Source organism: Halomonas sp. DP8Y7-3, assembly GCF_019801675.1.
Taxonomy (GTDB): Bacteria; Pseudomonadota; Gammaproteobacteria; order Pseudomonadales; family Halomonadaceae; genus Halomonas; species Halomonas litopenaei_A.
On sequence record NZ_JAHVIO010000018.1, the window covers coordinates 42,457 to 59,572 of the forward strand.

A 17,116-nucleotide genomic window follows, 5' to 3' on the forward strand; every position below is an offset into this window, starting at 1 on the left:
ATACCTTTATCGTTTGTTGTTGTGACGCTGGCTGCGCAGAACGCCGGTGTCAGCCTCCGGCCTCGAGCATCCAGCCTGCCGCTCGCTCGGCGATCATCAAGGTCGGTGAGTTGGTATTGCCGCTGGTGATGGTCGGCATGACACCGGCGTCCGCCACCCGCAGCCCCTGGACTCCCCTCACCCGCAAGCGCGAGTCGACCACCGCCATGGGATCGTCGGACTGTCCCATCCGGGTAGTGCCGACCGGGTGAAAGATGGTGGTGCCGATGTCTCCGGCGAGCCGCCACAACTCCTCATCGGTCTGGTACTGGATGCCGGGCTTGACCTCTTCCGGTTCGTACTTGGCGAAGGCCTGCTGCTCGGCGATCCTGCGGGTCACGCGCAGCGAGTCCGCCGCCACCCGCCGGTCCTCGTCGGTGCTCAGGTAGTTGGGGGCGATGGACGGCGCCTGGGCCGGGTCGGCGCTCTGGATCCTGACGCTGCCGCGACTGGTCGGATTCAGGTTGCAGACGCTGGCCGTCACCGCCGGATAGGGATGCAACGGCTGACCGAAGGCCTCCAGACTCAGGGGCTGGACGTGGTACTGGATGTTGGGGTGCTCATGCTCGTCGCTGCTGCGGGTGAAGATGCCAAGCTGCGACGGTGCCATGCTCATCGGGCCGGTGCGCTTGAGCAGGTACTCCACCCCGATACCGGCCTTGCCCCACAGGGTACTGGCCATGGTGTTGAGGGTCTTGGCGCCCTTGACCCGATACACCGAGCGAATCTGCAGGTGGTCCTGCAGGTTCTCGCCGACCCCCGGCAGTTCGTGGACGACGTCGATGCCGTGCTGCTTGAGCAGCTCACCAGGCCCGATGCCGGAGAGCTGCAGGATCTGGGGGGAGCCGATGGCGCCGGCGGACAGCACCACCTCACGGCGCGCCCTGGCCACCTGGGTGGTGCCCTCGCGCTTGACCTCGACCCCTTCACAGCGCTTCTCGCCGTCAGTCTCGCCGCCCGCGACGATCAGCCGGTTGACCTGGGTGGAGTGCCACAGGGTCAGGTTCGGCCGCTTGAGCGCCGGACGCAGAAACGCCTTGGCAGTGTTCCAGCGCCAGCCGGAGCGCTGATTGACCTCGAAGTAATCGACGCCTTCGTTGCTGCCACGGTTGAAGTCCTGGGTACGTGGAATCCCCGCCTGGACCGCCGCCTCAGCGAAGTCATCCAGCACCTGCCAGTTCAACCGCTGCTTCTCGATGCGCCACTCGCCACCGTGACCGTGAAAGTCCCGGTGGGCGGCGTCGGCGTCGGCGCCCTCGTCCAGGCGATAGTGATCCTCGTGCTGGATGAAAGCCGGCAGGCAGTGCTCCCAGCGCCACTGCTCGTCGCCGGTGACGTCGGCCCAGTGGTTGTAGTCCCGGGCCTGGCCGCGCATGTAGATCATGCCGTTGATGCTCGAGCAGCCACCGAGCGTCTTGCCGCGCGGGTACAGCAGCGAGCGCCCGTTGAGGCCCGCGTCTGGATCGGTGCGAAAGCGCCAGTCTGTGCGCGGGTTGTCGATGCAGTACAGGTAGCCCACCGGTACGTGGATCCAGTGGTAGTTGTCGCGACCACCGGCCTCGATCAGCAGCACCCGGTTGTTCGGGTCGGCGCTCAAGCGATTGGCCAGCAGGCATCCGGCGGTGCCTGCTCCGACCACGATATAGTCAAACTCGCTGTCGTATTGTTGTGCGGTTGTCATCGCGAATCCCTCGGTTCAGGGCATTATTTGGCGGTCGGCATCACGAACTCCGCGCCCGCCTCGATGGAGTCGGACCAGCGCTGCATGATCGACTTCTGCTTGGTGTAGAAGCGCACGCCCTCTTCGCCGTAGGCATGCATGTCGCCAAACAGCGAACGCTTCCAGCCACCGAAGCCATGCCACGCCATGGGCACCGGGATCGGAACATTGATACCGACCATGCCCACCTGGATGCGACGGCCGAACTCGCGGGCCACCTTGCCGCTCTCGGTGAAGCAGCTGACGCCGTTGCCGAACTCATGGTCGTTGATCAGCTCGATGGCGGTGGCCACGTCCGGCACGCGCACGCAGGCCAGCACCGGGCCGAAGATCTCTTCCCGGTAGATCGTCATCTCTGGCGTCACGTGATCGAACAGGGTGCCGCCCATCCAGAAGCCCTCGCTGCAGCCTTCACCGGTATGGCTGGCGTCGAAGTCACGGCCATCAACTACCAGCTCGGCACCCTCCTCGACGCCCTTGTCGATATAGCCGGTAATCCGCTGGTGGGCCTGGGCGGTGACGATGGGTCCCATCTCGGCGTCCAGCTGCATGCCGTCCTTGACCTTGAGGTTGCGTGCCCGCTCGGCGACCCGCGCCACCACATCGTCGGCCACATCACCGACCAGCACCGCCACACTGATGGCCATGCAACGCTCGCCGGCGGAGCCATAGGCCGCACCGATCAGCGCATCCACCGCCTTGTCGAGATCAGCGTCGGGCATCACCACCATATGGTTCTTGGCGCCACCAAGGGCCTGCACACGCTTGCCGAGGGCAGCACCACGCTGATAGATCAGGTTGGCGATGGGGGTGGAACCGACGAAGGACAGCGCCTTGACGTCAGGATGATCGATCAGCGCGTCCACCGTTTCCTTGCCGCCCTGGACCACGTTGAACACGCCGTCGGGCAGCCCGGCCTGCTTGAGCAGGTCCGCCATCATCAGCGAGGCACTGGGATCGGTGGGGCTGGGCTTGAGGATAAAGCTGTTGCCGGCGGCGATGGCGACCGGGAACATCCACATCGGCACCATGGCCGGGAAGTTGAACGGCGTAATGCCGGCGACCACGCCAAGCGGCTGACGCAGGGTCCAGTTGTCGATGCCGGTGCTGACCTGGTCGGTGAAGTCGCCCTTGAGCAGCTGCGGGATACCACAGGCGAACTCGACGATGTCGATACCCCGTGCCACCTCGCCCTGGGCGTCGGTGAAGACCTTGCCGTGCTCACGGGTGATTGCCTCGGCCAGGGCATCCTTGTTGGCGTTGAGCAATTCGAGGAAGCGGAACATCACCCGGGCGCGACGGATGGGCGGGGTGTCGGCCCAGCTCGGGAAGGCCGCCTTGGCCACCTCCACCGCCTTGTCGATCTCGTTGGCGGAAGCCAACGCCACGCGCCCGCTGACCTGGCCGGTCGCCGGGTTGTAGACGTCCTGATGGCCCAGGGATGCACCTTCGTCTCTCTGGCCGCCGATAAAGTGAGGAATCGTCGAGGTCATGGGGTACTCCTTTATAAGCATTGTTTAAGTAAATCGAGCCTGGGCGTCTGCAAAAAGGTGTCCAGCCTGCTCGTCTTGTCGCTGTACAGCCTATCGCTGATGGGGATCGGAGCAATTGAGTTATTTGGAACCCAGATATAAAGTTTTCAAATATCACGCTCGATCAAAGGAAGGCGCCATGCAGGACTACCCCACACTGCGAGCATTCGTCACGGTAGCGCGCCTCGGCAGCGTCTCTCGGGCCGCCGAGGCACTGCACCTCACCCAGCCGGCGATTAGCCTAAAGTTGAAGCAGCTGCAGGCAACGCTGGGTCTGACGCTGTTCCACCGCCGCCCCCAGGGACTGGAGCTGACCGCGGACGGTCAGGCACTGCTGCCCACCGCCGAGAAGGCGCTGGAGAGCGCCCGGGTGTTCGATCAGATGGCCCGCTCACTGCACACGACGGTGCGCGGTCTGCTGAGAATCGGCACCATCATCGATCCTGAGTTCATCCGCCTGGGCAGCTTCCTCAAGGTACTGGTCGAGCGCGCGCCGCAACTCGAAACTGAGCTGCGTCATGGCATGAGTGGTGTCGCCCTGTCACGGGTCGAGCGAGGGGAGCTGGACGCGGCCTTCTACCTGGCGCCACCAGGGGTCGGTGCCAGCAGCACCTCACCGGCGCTGGCACACGTTGAACTGACGCACTTTCGCTATCATGTGGTGGCCCCATCTGGCTGGGAGTCACGGGTTGCGGACACCGCATGGCCCGTCCTGGCCAGCCTGCCCTGGATCGTCACACCGGCAGATTCAGTGCACCATCGCCTGCTCAAGCGCGCCATGCAGCAAAGCGGCGTGACGCCCAGGCGGGTCGCCCAGGTCGACCAGGAAGCCTGCATGCTCGATCTGGTACGCGCCGGAGTGGGACTAAGCCTGGCCCGTGATTCGCTAGCCCTGGCCGAGCGCCAACGCAGCGGCCTGACCATCGTCGAGGGAGTGGCGCTGGACTGTGCGCTCTGTTTCATCTGGCGGCGAGAGCGTACCGCTGACGCTCCACTGCAAGCGGCGCTGGAAACCCTTGAACAGGTCTGGCCCAGTCGGCCCCACTAACCACCGCCGGCTGGAAGCACCTACACAGAGATCAGTGACGAGGCCAGCTTAAGGCGCCCAGGCCCGCGGCTAGTTTAAGGCGCCCGAGGACGCGCCTAGCTTAAGGCGCCCAGGGACGCGGCTAGTTTTAAGGCGCCCGAGGACGCGCCTAGTTTAAGGCGCCCGAGGACGCGCCTAACTTAAGGCGCCCGAGGACGCGCCTAGCTTAAGGCGCCCAGGGACGCGCCTTGCCAGCGACGCCGAACCACGCGCCCTTGCAAGGGGATGTGGCGTGCTTCTTTGGGCGCAGACCCGGCGCCTAACCGGCTGCCAGCGGTGATACCATCAAGCACTCTTCCGCCTGGACGAAGGAACGCCCCATGACTGACCTGTCTCGCTTTCCGATTACCCAGAAATGGCCCCCCAGTCACCCGGATCGCCTCCAGCTCTACTCCCTGCCGACGCCCAATGGCGTCAAGATATCGATCATGCTGGAAGAAATCGGGCTGGCCTACGAGGCTCACCGAATCAACTTCGACAGCAAGGACCAGCACTCTCCGGAGTTTCTCTCTCTCAGTCCCAATAACAAGATTCCGGCGATCCTCGACCCGGACGGGCCGGAGGGCAAGCCACTCACGCTGTTCGAGTCAGGAACCATTCTGCTCTATCTCGCCGACAAGAGCGGGCAACTGCTGCCACAGTCCCCCCAGGCGTACTATCAGGCCCTTCAATGGCTGATGTTTCAGGTTGGCGGCGTCGGTCCCATGTTTGGCCAGGTCGGTTTCTTCCATTTCTTCGGCGGTAAGGAGTTCGAGGACAAGCGACCCTTGCAGCGCTACCTCGACGAGGCCCGACGGCTGCTCGGTGTGCTCGACAAGCAGCTGGAAGACCGCCAATGGGTGCTGGGGGATGACTACTCGATAGCGGATATCGCGATCTTCCCATGGGTGCGCAACCTGGTTGAGCGTTACGGTGCCGGCGAGCTGGTCGGCTACGACGACTTCCTCCAGGTCAAGCGGGGACTCAGCGCCTTCCTCGAGCGTCCAGCAGTGCAACGCGGCCTGACGGTCCCCAGCTAAAGCCTTTCCGCCGGCAACATAGTTCTCCAACTACGACTCGGCGGGCTCAAACTACAAGCGGCCTTTTATACCGTCAGGGCCATAGCGCGAAGGGAAGAAAGGAGGAAAAGCGAGGGTGGCAAAGAGAGAGGACAAAGAGAAGGGGTAAAGAGGGACCAAGAAACAAGCCCTAAAGTGAGATATGGAAACGTAAGAGACAATGAGGGTTGGTGCGAGCGGGTGAGAGATGACGTGTACAGCACAATAAGCCGATAATCCCGTTGAGCGGCTCCGACCGGGCCGCCAGCTGTACACTATCGCCCCCTTCTCACTACCCCGGCAGCTAATGCCGGCTCATCTGGAGCTTGTCATGACGTTGCGTCACCTGCCCCCCCTATGCGCTCTACTGCTGTCGTCCTTCGCTTACGCAAGTCCGCCAGCTTGCCAGAACGCTCAGCTCGACAAGACAGCACAGGCGTTGATGGACCGGCATGGGATTCCCGGCATGTCGGTAGCGGTGATCGATGCAGGCGAGGTGTGTCTCAGCCACTACGGCGTCGCGACGCAGGAATCCGGCACCGACACCACCGCCGAGCTTACCAACGACACGCTGTTCGAGGTTGGCTCACTCAGCAAGACCTTTACCGCGGCGCTGGGTGCCTGGGTGCACGAGAACGGCGGCTTCGCGCTGGATGACACCGCCGCCAGCATCGAGCCCCGTTTCAGCGGCCGACCGGTCGGCGACGTCAGCATGGCAGAACTTGCCACCTACACCGCCGGTGGCTTCCCGCTGCAGTTTCCCTCGGGCGTCGACGACGACACCATTCACGACTACTTCGTGAACTGGCAGCCGGACTTCGCCGCCGGCACCCAGCGACTTTATTCGAACCCCAGTATCGGCCTGTTCGGCCTTCTTGCAGCCCAGAGCGACGGAGCAAGCTTCGCTGAGCTGATGCAGGACAGCGTGCTGCCCACACTTGGCCTCAGTGCCACCTGGCTTACGGTGCCCGACGACCAGGCCCACCACTACGCCCAAGGCTACAACGGTGATGAGCCGGTACGCGTCAACCCAGGCCCGCTGGATGCCGAGGCCTACGGCATCAAGACCACGGCGCTGGACATGGCCCGCTTCATCCAGGCCAACATCGATGCCTATCAAGGCAACCAGAACACCCCGGACGGCCAGCGCATGGCAAAAGCCCTGCTGACCACCCATCACGGCTACGCCGCCGTCGGTGACATGCAGCAGGGCCTGGGCTGGGAAAGCTATGCCCTGCCAACGACACTGGAGACCCTGATGGCAGGCACCACCGCCGAGATGGCCCTCGAGCCCCAGGCCGCTACCATGCTGGCAACCTCTGGCGAGCCTGAGCCGCAGCGCTGGTATCACAAGACCGGCTCCACCGGCGGCTTTGGCGCCTACGCCGCCTTTATCCCCTCCCGGGAACAAGGCATCGTTATCCTCGCCAACAAGCGCTACCCCAACGGCGAACGGGTGGAAGCCGCCTGGCAGATCCTGAACTCACTGGACCAGTAACCGAGAGTCCAAAGGGCACACCATGCCCGATAAGAGCAGATAGGCGGAGTACCATCGCCCGTGATGGTCCTCCGCCAGCAGCCTAAGCTAGCGGTGAATGTTGCGCAGACAGCCAACGATGAAACCAGCCCATCAACGCTGGTACACTACGCGCCCTCTCAGCTCCGACCCGTGAACCCCATGACTGACCACGATCCCCTGGCCCAGGCCCGCCGCTTTTCTGTAGCGCCGATGATGGATGGGACAACAAAGCCCTGAACCACGGGCCTTACCAGCCAACTGGTACACTTCTGGTACATAGACCCACTTTTCAACGGAGCCGGCGCGAGCCGGCTTTGTCATGTCCGTATGACTGTATCGCTGCTTTGCTGATATCTCCGCGAATGCTCGACTCTGCAGACGAGTGCGAAGTGTGCTGATAGAGCGTGACGTGACGCGCGTGCACGCATCATAGGCGGAGGGACTCTCAGAATCCGTGGGGGGCTCGGAAAAAGGTAACAAAGGTAACGGGTTGCGAAAAACTGGCTTAACCTGATGATTTAAAAGCAATTCGAACGGATGTCCAAAAGGTAACAAAAAGGTGATGAAAAGGTGATGCGTTACCTTTTTGAGAGGTGATATCTTCAATTTCAACAAATCATATAAATCAAACACTTACCAGAGCGTTACCTTTTGCGTTACCTTTTGCGACCTTTTTACGGTTACAAGATTTCTCATGCAAAACAAAAAGATAGGCATGACAGAGGTACCCGGTGACCGATGTTACCTTTTTCCGAGCACCCCCCACTCCCTCTGAGGAGGCTCATACCCTGCCGCCCTTCCATCTCGTTGATTTCGCATGATTCCGCATGAAAACCATCACCCTTTCCAGCGCGAGGGAGCCCAGTGCCTGGGCGGTCTCGTCCGTGACGCATGGGTGCATAAAAAACGACAGGTTTAGCGCGCAGGCGGGGCGGGGTGTCGACGGCGCGCCAGGGGTGGTGAGCAGCGCCAGGGCACAAGAAAGCCGCCTCGTAGGGCGGCTTCTGGGACTGCTGGATACAGGTTTCAGCGGTTGGTGATGATCAGCTCCCCTTTCGGGCTCGTCGTCTTCCGGCCCACCGTGTACCGCAGTTGCGTCGTCTGTAGATCGAGCCCCTGGAACACCTCGCGCATCTTAGGCACGTCGTTGACGCTGATGACGACCTGCCCTTTCGCTGTCCGAGCCAGCTCGGCCATGCGCTCGTATTGCTCGATGCCGAAGTCGGTACCGTAACCCGCGGTCTCCCAGTACGGCGGATCGAGGTAGAACAGCGTCTCGGGACGGTCGTAGCGGGTCAGACACTCCGCCCAGTCCAGGTGCTCGATTACTGCACGCGACAGACGAAGGTGTGCCTGGCTGAGATCCTCCTCGATACGCATCAGGTTGAGCCGGGGAGGGCTGCAGGCGGAGGTCCCGAAGGTCTGACCGTGGACCTTGGCGCCGAAGGCGAGCTTCTGCAGGTAGAAGAACCGCGCCGCACGTTGCACGTCGGTCAGGTGGCGAGGAGCCACCTCGCGCTGGGTCAGGTACTCTTCACGGCTCACCAGACTCCAGCGAAACTGGCGCACCAGTTCATCGGGGTGATGCTTGACGATGCGATAGAGGTTCACCAGTTCGCCGTGGGCATCGTTGATCACCTCCACGGGGCTCGGCTCCTTCATGAAGAAGATGGCCGCCCCTCCGCAGAAGGGTTCGACGTAGGTCCGGTGAGGCCGGAACAGCGGCAGAATGGTCTTGGCGAGGCGGCGCTTGCCTCCCATCCATGGGAGGATCGGTTTCATGGTCATCCAGACACCTGTTTATTTATCCAGTATTTGCTATTCTGTCGGTGTCGCTGGATGCGCCAGGAAGGCGTTGTAGATCAGGGACGGTCTCGGCGATTCGCGCCCGCAGCCTCACGGCTCGGGCGCTTTTTCGTATCAGCGGGTGGGATCGAGCGGCGCCGCGCCGCCGGCGTCCAATGAGTAGGGGCGGAACTTGACGACCTCCTCGCCCAGGTAGTCGTTGATCTCGCTGAGGGTGGTTTGCAACGGCTCGAGCTCGTTGGCGACGAAGACCCTCGCCGCCTTCTCGATATCGCCGAAGCCGCCGGTGTTGTTGGGAATGATGCCCATCAGCTGCGGCGGGATCCGGTGGCCGGCTAGCTGATCGTCGCGGGTGATGTTCTTGATCGAGGCGAAGTCGTCCTTGGCGGCCACCTCCGAGATCGGGATGATCTGGATGCCGTCTTTCTTGCCGTTGGGGCTGTAGAGGAACAGGTTGCGGAAGTTGCCGACGCCCTTGCTCTCTTTCAGGGCGCTGCGCATGGCGTCGATATCCTCCTGGTTCTGGGCCGCGTCCGAGACATACATGATGAAGCCGGCATGGCTGCCGTTGAGATAGTACTTGCGACGGAACAGGGTGGCGTTCTCGTTGAGGTAGATCGACTGCAGGGCGCCCAGGTAGTCCGGCACGCCATAGACCTCCTGGTTGATGTCGGGCTCGAGCAGGTGGATCAGACTGCCCCGGGCGAACTCGCTGCGATCGGCCCAGTTGGGCACCCAGTAGTAGCGGTCGAGATCGGCCCCGCGACGCACGTACTTGGCCCGGGCCGGACGCAGCTGCAGCAGCTTGCCGAGGCGCCCGCGGATCTGCTCGAGGTAGCAGTTGCCGAACACCAGATAGTCGGTGGCCAGCGCGCTGAAGGCCTGCCGGCTCAACAACGGGTGCGGCACGAAGGAGCGCACCAGGATGTTGCGCTTCACTTGGATGGCACTGCCGTGATGGGCGGTGGCGCGATAGGTCTGGGCCAGCGCCGGGAAGTCTACCGGCGGCTCGTACCACTCGCTGCCCAGCATCCAGCACCCGGTGTAGAAGAAGTCGTAGCCATCGGTGACCGGTACCGGATCGCCGAAGCTGAAGGCCTCGGCCCTCGCCGGCGTGGGGACCTGGTCGCCACCGCCATCGGCGCGGTAGGCCGGCACGCGCACCCGGGGCTTCTCTGCAAGCGGCTCGCTCATCCAAACATCTCCATCATTGATCGTCCGGTGCCGTGCTCCGCCGGCCCGTCCAGGGGTTCGTTGTGCAGGGCATGCATGGTCGCCCAGGCCAGATCGGCATGGCCGGTCAGGTTGTTGCGCCCTGCGGTGTAGGTGATCTGGCGGCCCGATGCGGTGAGTCCGCGCCGGATCGCCATGAACGACTGGGCGAGATCCGCCCAGCCGGCGTCGAATTCGAGCCGCCCCTTGTTGATGATCTGCTGGGCCTGCATGACCAGGCGCGCCTTGATCTCGGGGGTGTAGCGGTAGCGGGTGACCGTGGGAAAGAACTTGGCGACCAGCTGGGCGACGGCCTCGCCGAGTCCCGAGGTGTCGATGCCGATGAAAGTCACGTTGTAGCGGTGGGTCACGCTGCGGATGAATTCGGCCTGGGCCTCGTAGTCGCTACCCTTGAGGCGATGTCGCTCGAGGATCCGGTGCTTACCGGTCATAGATCGCGGCGGCGCCACGACGACCAGGCCCGCCCCATCGCCATCTTCGCCATCACCCGCCGGGTCGTAGCCGATCCACACCGGATGCTCGCCATAGGGTCGCGGCGCGAACGGCTTGATGTCCCGCCACACGTCCCAGCTATCGACCATACACCGCTGCATCATGGCCAGCGGGAAGGCGCTCTGGGTGTCGTCGACGAACTCGCACATCAGCAAGTTGTTGAAGGCATCAGGGCTGTACTTTCGGCGGAGCTTTTCGATATCGAGAAGGATGTCGCCACCTCGCGCTACCGCGTCTTCGACGGTTACGATCTGTCTCCAGTGATCATCTTCACAGCGTCGGCCGCCCGCCAGGGCACTGTGTGACACGTCGAGCTTGATATGGTCGGCCTTGGGGCGTCCCTCGTTGAAGTGGTCTCCAGTCCAGAACGGATAGGCTTCATGGGTGACCGATGATGGCGTAGAAAAGTAGGTCTCCCGCCACTGTTTCTGCATCGCCATCCCGGACGTCACCGTCTGGAACTGCGCGAAGCCATGAATCCAGAAGTATTCGTCCAGGTAAGTGTCACCGTGATAGCCCTGGGCCGTCTTGGCGTTTGTACCCAGGAAATGCAGCTCGGCGCCGTTGGGAAGGATGATGGGATCGCCCCTGAGCTCCACCCCTGTCGTCTCGAACACGAAGCGAACGATGTAATTCTTGAAGATATGGGCCTGGGCCTTACTGGCCGACATGAAGATCTTGTTGCGGCCCGTTTCCACGGCATCAGCGATCGCTTCTCGAGCGAAGTACCAGGTCGCGCCAATCTGCCGACTCTTGAGAATGTTGCGGATCGTCTCCGTTTCCTTGGCACGGTACCAGTCACGCTGATAATCAAGCAGTGACGCCTCGAAGGCCTCGACGATCCGGATCACTCCCTCGTCGCCCACATCATTCTGTTTGGGCTTCCGCTTCGGGCCGGCGTTGCGCCGATCGATGTTGGGATTGAGGTCGCTCTCCTTCCCGCTGCCCTGGTACTTGTGCACCCGGGCCAGCCGCTCGACCTGCCGCCCTAGCAGGTCGATCTCCTTGAAGTCCTTGCCCTCCTTCTGGTCCTTCCAGATCAGTTGGACCATGCGTGCCTCGAGCGCGCCCTCGATCCGCTGGGTGGGAGTGGCGTCGTCCCAGGCATCGCGCTTCTTCCAGCTGTCGATGGTGGCCCGGGGCACGTCCAGGAACTCGGCGATACGCGCGATGCGCCACCCCGTCCAGTACAGGTGCCGGGCGGAGAGGCGTGAAGCGTCGAGGATGTCCAGGTCGGGCGTCGGTGTCGTCATGCCGCCCAGCGTACCCGCGCGCGCGACGGTGCCCTCGCGGGGCTCGGTGTAAGTCGGCCCAGCGACACCGGCAACGCGTTGAGCCCCAACGCCTCTGCGCGGAACCTGACGGCAGTACCGAGAGCCCATGAACCGAGGACACCCCATGCCCTTCTTCCGCGTCGCCACCGAAGGCGCCACCACCGATGGCCGGATCATCTCGCGCGACTGGATCACGCAGATGGCCGGCAACTATGACCCCAAGAAATACGGCGCCCGTGTGTGGATGGAGCACATGCGCGGCATGTTCCATGACGGGCCCTTCCCCGCCCTTGGCGATGTGAAAGCGGTCAAGGCCGAGGAAGTCGAAGACGGCAAGTTGGGCCTGTTCGCGGATATCGACCCCACCGACAAGCTCAAGCAGATCAACGGCGAGCGACAGAAGGTCTACACCAGCATCGAGGTCGACCCGGACTTCGCCGGCACGGGCGAGGCCTACTTCGTCGGCCTGGCCGTCACCGACAGCCCCGCAAGCCTGGGCACCGAAATGCTCCAGTTCTCCGCCCAGCAGGGCCAGGCGTCACCGCTGGCCGCGCGCAAGCAGAAGATCGACAACCTCTTCACCGCCGCCGTCGAGACCGAGCTGGATTTCTCAGATCCGGCGCCTGAGCCTGAGAAAGGGCCAAGCCTGACCGAGCGCGTCACCGCCCTGTTCAAGAAGCACGACGCCAAGTCCAAGGCCGGATTCGACGCCTTCAGCAAGGACCTGGAACAGACCCTCGAGCTGTTCGTAAAGCGCCACGCCGCGCTGGAATCCGACCTCGAAAAGCGCCCCACCGCCGACGCCTTCAATGAACTGAAGACCGCCCATGGCGAGCTGCAGCGCCGCTTCGACGAGCTCTACACCCGGCTCGACAACGAACCCTCCACCCAACATCACCGCTCCCGCGCCACCGGCAACGACGGCGGCATCGTCACCGACTGCTAAGGAACCGACCCGCTCATGCGCAACGATACCCGCATCCTCTTCAACCAGTTCGCCTCCCAGGTGGCGAAGCTCAACGGCGTGCCGGAAGCCACCCAGAAATTCGCCGTCGACCCCAGCGTCCAGCAGCGCCTGGAGAAGCGCATCCAGGAGTCCAGCGACTTCCTGGGCCGCATCAACATGATCGGCGTCGACGAGCTGAAGGGGGAGAAGCTCGCCCTCGGCGTCTCCGGCCCGATCGCCGCGCGCACCGACGTCAGCCAGAACGATCGCGAGACCCGCGACCTCTCGACGCTGGACGCCAACGGCTACGAGTGCCGCCTGACCGAGTTCGATACTCACCTCGGCTACGGCAAGCTCGACGCCTGGGCCAAGTTTCCCAACTTTCAGGCCCTGGTGCGCGATGCCATCGTCCGCCAGCAGGCCCTCGACCGGATCATGATCGGCTTCAACGGCACCTCCGCCGCCGCCCAGACCAATCCGGCCACCAACCCGATGCTGCAGGACGTCAACATCGGCTGGCTCCAGCACTACCGTACCAAGGCCCCTGCCCGAGTGCTCAAGGAAGGCGCCACCGCCGGCACCCTCAAGGTGGGCAAGGGCGGCGACTACGAGAACCTCGACGCCGTGGTCTACGACGCGGTCAACGAGCTGATCGATCCGTGGTTTCGCAACGCCACCGACCTGGTCGCGATCGTCGGCCGCAAGCTGATGGCCGACAAGTACTTCCCGTTGATCAACCAGACCCAGCCGCCCACCGAACAGCAGGCCATGGACGTGATCATCAGCCAGAAGCGTATCGGCGGACAGCAGGGCCTCCAGGTGCCGTTCTTCCCCGACAACGCCATCCTGATCACCACCCTGGATAACCTCTCGATCTACTGGCAGAACGGCGCCCGCCGCCGCTATGTCAGCGAGAACCCCAAGCGCAACCGCATCGAGAACTTCGAATCCTCGAACGACGCCTATGTGGTCGAGGACTTCGGCGCCGGCTGCCTGATCGAGAACATCGAGCTGGGCGACTTCAGCGTCTGATAAGGAGCCACGATGACCAGTCCCGCCCGCCGCCACTTCCAACGGGTCTCCGCCGCGAAAGCGGCGGGAGACGCTGGTGAGACCCCCATGCAGGGCCCTGCCTATGAGCTGATGCAGGCCGCCCTGTTCGAGGACTACCGCCGCCTCAAGTCGACCCAATCGATGGAGCGCAAGGCCGAGATCAAGCGCGAGATCCTGCCCAAGTACGCCGACTACGTCGACGGCGTGCTCGAGGCCGGCCAGGGCGCCCAGGACGACGTGCTGATGCGCGTCATGCTGTGGCGCATCGATGCCGGAGATATCGCCGGCGCCGTGACCATTGCCCGTTACGCCCTCACCCACGATCTGAATCCGCCCGACCAGTTCGAGCGCTCCACCGCGGCGATCATCGCCGAGGAAGTCGCCGACCAGGGCTTGAAGCAGCTCGATGAGGAAGACGCCGATGTCTTGGCGCTGCTCAAGCAGCTGATCGACGCCGAGAACATGACCCGCCAGGCCGACATGCACGACCAGGTGCGCGCCAAGCTGTTCAAGGCCCTGGGCTATGCCCAGCGAGCCGCCGGCCAGCTGGTCGAGGCCCAGTCCAGCCTGGAGCGCGCCCTGGCGCTGAACGACAAGGTTGGGGTGAAGAAGGATCTCGAACGCATCGGGCGCGAGTTCAAACAACAGAACGCCGGCGATCAGGGCTCTCCCCAGAACGGGGCCTGACGCTGCCACCGAGTCGCACGCCGACGTCAGGGGGCGCCGAGTGAGAGCAGGCCGATAACAGACCCGCTCGTAACCCGGCCCACCCCCTTCAACCAGGAGTCCGGATGAACAGCTTCGTTTCGACCGCTACCACCAGCGCCCCCGCCGCGGAGCCGGTGCAGAACAACGGATTCTGGCCCGACATCGCGCCCGCCGACTTCCGCGATCGCCATCGGCTGGACGGCGCCATTACCGCGGCAAGGATCGAGGGTGCCCTACTCGCGGCCATCGCCACCGTCAACCGCACCCTGCGCGAATGGCAGGCCCGCCAGGTCGACGCCGGCCACGCCAGCATCGACGAGGTGCCGATCCCCATCTGGCAAGCCCCAGGCGTCTATCAGGGACTCTATCAACGGGCTGTCTACTCCATGGCGCACGCCAGCCTGATCGAACGCTACGCCGACTACGACACCACCAACAGCGGCCGCGAGCGTGCCGAGAGCCTGATGGACCCGGCGGACAGCTACCGTCGCGATGCCGTCTGGGCGATCGCCGAGATCGAAGGCCGGCCCCACAGCACCATCGAGCTGATTTGATGCCTCGCACGGTCTATGCCCAGCAGCACGACACCCTCGACGCCATCTGCCATCGCGCCTTCGGCCGCACGGCAGGCGTCACCGAGCAGGTGCTTGAGCTCAACCCCGGCGTTGCCGACCTCGGCCCAACCCTGCCCCAGGGCACGCCGGTGCAGCTTCCCGAGGCCACGCCACAGCCGCAGCGCTCCCCCACCGTGCAGCTGTGGGACTGAACCTATAAACGCGCCCGGCTAACGCCAAACCAGCGCGATAACCAGCGCCACAAGACGCGCGAAGTACGCAGAGGAACCTATGGCAGAGCCCAGCACCGCCACCGCCGTCGCCACCGCCACCGGACTCGCCGCGCTGGTCGGCTGGTTGCCCGGCGTCGACGCCAATGCCGTCATCGGCGCCTTCTGCGGCGCCACGCTGTTCGTGATCAGCGCCAAGGACCTGCCGATCGTCGTGCGCCTGATCTACCTGCTGATCAGCCTGCTGATCGGCTACCTGGGAGGCCCACCGGTGCTGGGCCAGTGGGTTCCGCACAGCGCGGTGTCGGCGTTCATCGCCAGCGCCACCGCGGTGACCGCGGGACTGCGCGCCATCGAAGGGGTCAAGACACTCGACATCAAGTCGCTACTGGGAGGCCGCAAGTGACCACCCCCACCCTCGTCACCCTGCTCTGTGCCCTGCTCATCTGCGTTCGGCTGCTGACCTTTCGCCGCCGCGGGGCCCGCTACCGGCTGGGCTATTCCTGCACCGCCTGGCTGCTGATCGCCGGCACCGGCACCGTGGCCATCCGCATCATCACCCAGAGCGGCTATCCCGTCGGCTGGGGCATCGCCATGGTCATGGCGGTACTGGCCTGGCTGATAGTGCGCGCCCGGGGCAACGTCGCTCACGTCATCAAGCTCAGGAGGCTGTGATGCTGCTACGCCATGGAGACACCGGCTACCGGGTCGAATCCCTGCAACGCGACCTAGTGCACGCCGGTCACAGCCTCGCCATCGATGGCTGGTACGGCGACGAGACCGAAGCCGCGGTGCGTGCGGTCCAGCGTCAGCATGATCTGGTCATCGATGGCCTCGCCGGCCCCAAGACCCGCGAGGCCCTGCACCGCGGCAAACCGGATCCCCTCGCCCTGCGCCAGATCGACCTGGTGCTGGCCGCCGAGTATCTGGGTGTCGAGCTCGCGGCGATCATGGCCGTCAACGAGGTCGAGTCGCGGGGGCGTGGCTTTCACCCCAGCGGCGAGCCGGTGATCCTCTTCGAGCGCCACATCATGCGCCGCCGGCTGATCCACCACGGCATCGACCCGGTGCCCTGGCAGCGCCGTCAGCCCGACATCGTCAACGACAAGCCCGGCGGCTACGTCGGCGGGATCCGCGAGCACCGGCGCCTGGACCGCGCCCACGCCATCCATCCGGCCAGCGCCTGGGAGTCCGCATCCTGGGGTGCCTTTCAGATCATGGGTTTTCACTGGCAGACGCTGGGATACGAGAGTGCCGAAGTCTTCGTCATCGCGATGCAGCGCGACGAGGCCGCCCAGCTCGACGCCTTCGTGCGTTTCATCGCCGCCGACCGAGGGCTCCATGCCGCCCTGCGTCGCCGCGACTGGCGCGACTTCGCCCGGCGCTACAACGGGCCGGCCTTCGCGAAGAACGATTACGACACCAAGCTCGCCGCCGCCTACCGGCGCCACTTCCGGGACCTGGAGATCGCTGCATGACCCGGCTCCGCCTACTCGCCGCCGCCCTGGTACTGACCACCACCGCCACCGGCGGCTGGCTGGCCCGGGGCTGGCTCGAGGACAGCCAGCGCCTCACCGCCGAGCGCGCCATCGAACAGGCCATCGCCGCCGCCATGGCTCGCGAGTCCGAGATCGCCGGTGCCGTCGAGACTAGGCTGGCCGAGCTCGAGGCCAATGAGCGCATCATCGACCGAGGGATCATCCGTGAAATCGAGAAGCCCATTTATCGGCGCGTTTGCCTTGAGCCTCGGCTTGTCCGGCTGCTCAACGACGCCGCCGCCGGCCGCGCCCCCGCTTCAGCAGACGTTGCTGACGCCCTGCCCAACGACGCTGCCAGCGCTGACTGACGGCACCGCCCGAGACGTAGCGTTGACACTGCGCGACTGG

Annotated in this window: 17 protein-coding genes; 12 read left to right on the forward strand and 5 right to left on the reverse strand. The window is 64.1% G+C overall.

Annotated elements, in window-relative coordinates:
- Nucleotides 1-49: 49 nt before the first annotated feature.
- Nucleotides 50-1,720, reverse strand: coding sequence for a GMC family oxidoreductase (locus KUV86_RS16795; RefSeq protein WP_222485769.1), 1,671 nt, complete (start codon nt 1,718-1,720; stop codon nt 50-52).
- 23 nt (nt 1,721-1,743) lie between these two features.
- Nucleotides 1,744-3,252 carry a CoA-acylating methylmalonate-semialdehyde dehydrogenase gene (locus tag KUV86_RS16800; protein WP_222483676.1) on the reverse strand — a complete coding sequence of 503 codons (1,509 nt, stop codon included), beginning with the start codon at nt 3,250-3,252 and terminating at the stop codon, nt 1,744-1,746.
- Between the two features lie 178 nt (nt 3,253-3,430).
- Here KUV86_RS16800 and KUV86_RS16805 point away from each other — a divergent pair, with 178 nt between their 5' ends.
- From KUV86_RS16805 to ampC, 3 genes are all read left to right on the forward strand, one after another.
- Complete coding sequence (locus KUV86_RS16805) at nt 3,431-4,339, forward strand: LysR family transcriptional regulator (protein WP_222164354.1); 909 nt, start codon at nt 3,431-3,433, stop codon at nt 4,337-4,339.
- A 359-nt stretch (nt 4,340-4,698) separates the two neighbouring features.
- Nucleotides 4,699-5,397 carry a glutathione S-transferase C-terminal domain-containing protein gene (locus KUV86_RS16810; protein ID WP_206944323.1) on the forward strand — a complete coding sequence of 233 codons (699 nt, stop codon included), beginning with the start codon at nt 4,699-4,701 and terminating at the stop codon, nt 5,395-5,397.
- Between the two features lie 349 nt (nt 5,398-5,746).
- The gene (gene ampC, locus KUV86_RS16815) at nt 5,747-6,913 is read left to right on the forward strand and encodes a class C beta-lactamase (protein WP_222485771.1); all 1,167 of its coding nucleotides are present in this window, start codon (nt 5,747-5,749) and stop codon (nt 6,911-6,913) included.
- A gap of 1,047 nt (nt 6,914-7,960) precedes the next feature.
- Here ampC and KUV86_RS16820 read toward each other — a convergent pair.
- The 3 genes from KUV86_RS16820 to KUV86_RS16830 form a co-directional block, all read right to left on the reverse strand.
- A complete protein-coding gene (locus KUV86_RS16820) occupies nt 7,961-8,716 on the reverse strand; it encodes a DNA adenine methylase (protein WP_261397695.1) in 756 nt (251 codons plus the stop codon).
- A 138-nt stretch (nt 8,717-8,854) separates the two neighbouring features.
- A complete protein-coding gene (locus KUV86_RS16825) occupies nt 8,855-9,934 on the reverse strand; it encodes a phage portal protein (protein WP_222485775.1) in 1,080 nt (359 codons plus the stop codon).
- Nucleotides 9,931-11,718, reverse strand: a complete 1,788-nt coding sequence (locus tag KUV86_RS16830) for a terminase large subunit domain-containing protein (protein ID WP_222485777.1) — start codon at nt 11,716-11,718, stop codon at nt 9,931-9,933. Before KUV86_RS16830 ends, KUV86_RS16825 begins: the two co-directional genes overlap by 4 nt.
- Before the next feature lie 127 nt (nt 11,719-11,845).
- Here KUV86_RS16830 and KUV86_RS16835 point away from each other — a divergent pair, with 127 nt between their 5' ends.
- The 9 genes from KUV86_RS16835 to KUV86_RS16875 all read left to right on the forward strand — a co-directional run bounded on the left by KUV86_RS16835 (nt 11,846) and on the right by KUV86_RS16875 (nt 17,076).
- Nucleotides 11,846-12,685 (forward strand): GPO family capsid scaffolding protein, encoded by an 840-nt coding sequence (locus tag KUV86_RS16835; protein WP_261397696.1) that lies wholly within the window; start codon nt 11,846-11,848, stop codon nt 12,683-12,685.
- Between the two features lie 15 nt (nt 12,686-12,700).
- Nucleotides 12,701-13,717 (forward strand): phage major capsid protein, P2 family, encoded by a 1,017-nt coding sequence (locus tag KUV86_RS16840; RefSeq protein ID WP_222485779.1) that lies wholly within the window; start codon nt 12,701-12,703, stop codon nt 13,715-13,717.
- A 12-nt stretch (nt 13,718-13,729) separates the two neighbouring features.
- Nucleotides 13,730-14,425 (forward strand): phage terminase small subunit, encoded by a 696-nt coding sequence (gene gpM, locus KUV86_RS16845; RefSeq protein ID WP_222485780.1) that lies wholly within the window; start codon nt 13,730-13,732, stop codon nt 14,423-14,425.
- A gap of 104 nt (nt 14,426-14,529) precedes the next feature.
- Nucleotides 14,530-15,000 (forward strand): head completion/stabilization protein, encoded by a 471-nt coding sequence (locus KUV86_RS16850; RefSeq protein ID WP_222485781.1) that lies wholly within the window; start codon nt 14,530-14,532, stop codon nt 14,998-15,000.
- Entirely contained in the window at nt 15,000-15,212 is a 213-nt protein-coding gene (locus KUV86_RS16855; protein ID WP_222485782.1) for a tail protein X, read from the forward strand. The genes KUV86_RS16850 and KUV86_RS16855 overlap by 1 nt, the downstream gene beginning before the upstream one ends.
- A gap of 79 nt (nt 15,213-15,291) precedes the next feature.
- A complete protein-coding gene (locus KUV86_RS16860) occupies nt 15,292-15,636 on the forward strand; it encodes a putative holin (protein ID WP_124804023.1) in 345 nt (114 codons plus the stop codon).
- On the forward strand, nt 15,633-15,905 hold the full coding sequence (locus KUV86_RS16865; RefSeq protein WP_222485783.1) for a phage holin family protein: 273 nt from the start codon (nt 15,633-15,635) through the stop codon (nt 15,903-15,905). The genes KUV86_RS16860 and KUV86_RS16865 overlap by 4 nt, the downstream gene beginning before the upstream one ends.
- The gene (locus tag KUV86_RS16870; RefSeq protein ID WP_222485784.1) at nt 15,905-16,708 is read left to right on the forward strand and encodes an N-acetylmuramidase domain-containing protein; all 804 of its coding nucleotides are present in this window, start codon (nt 15,905-15,907) and stop codon (nt 16,706-16,708) included. Before KUV86_RS16865 ends, KUV86_RS16870 begins: the two co-directional genes overlap by 1 nt.
- A complete protein-coding gene (locus tag KUV86_RS16875; RefSeq protein WP_222485785.1) occupies nt 16,705-17,076 on the forward strand; it encodes a hypothetical protein in 372 nt (123 codons plus the stop codon). Before KUV86_RS16870 ends, KUV86_RS16875 begins: the two co-directional genes overlap by 4 nt.
- Nucleotides 17,077-17,116 lie beyond the last annotated feature (40 nt).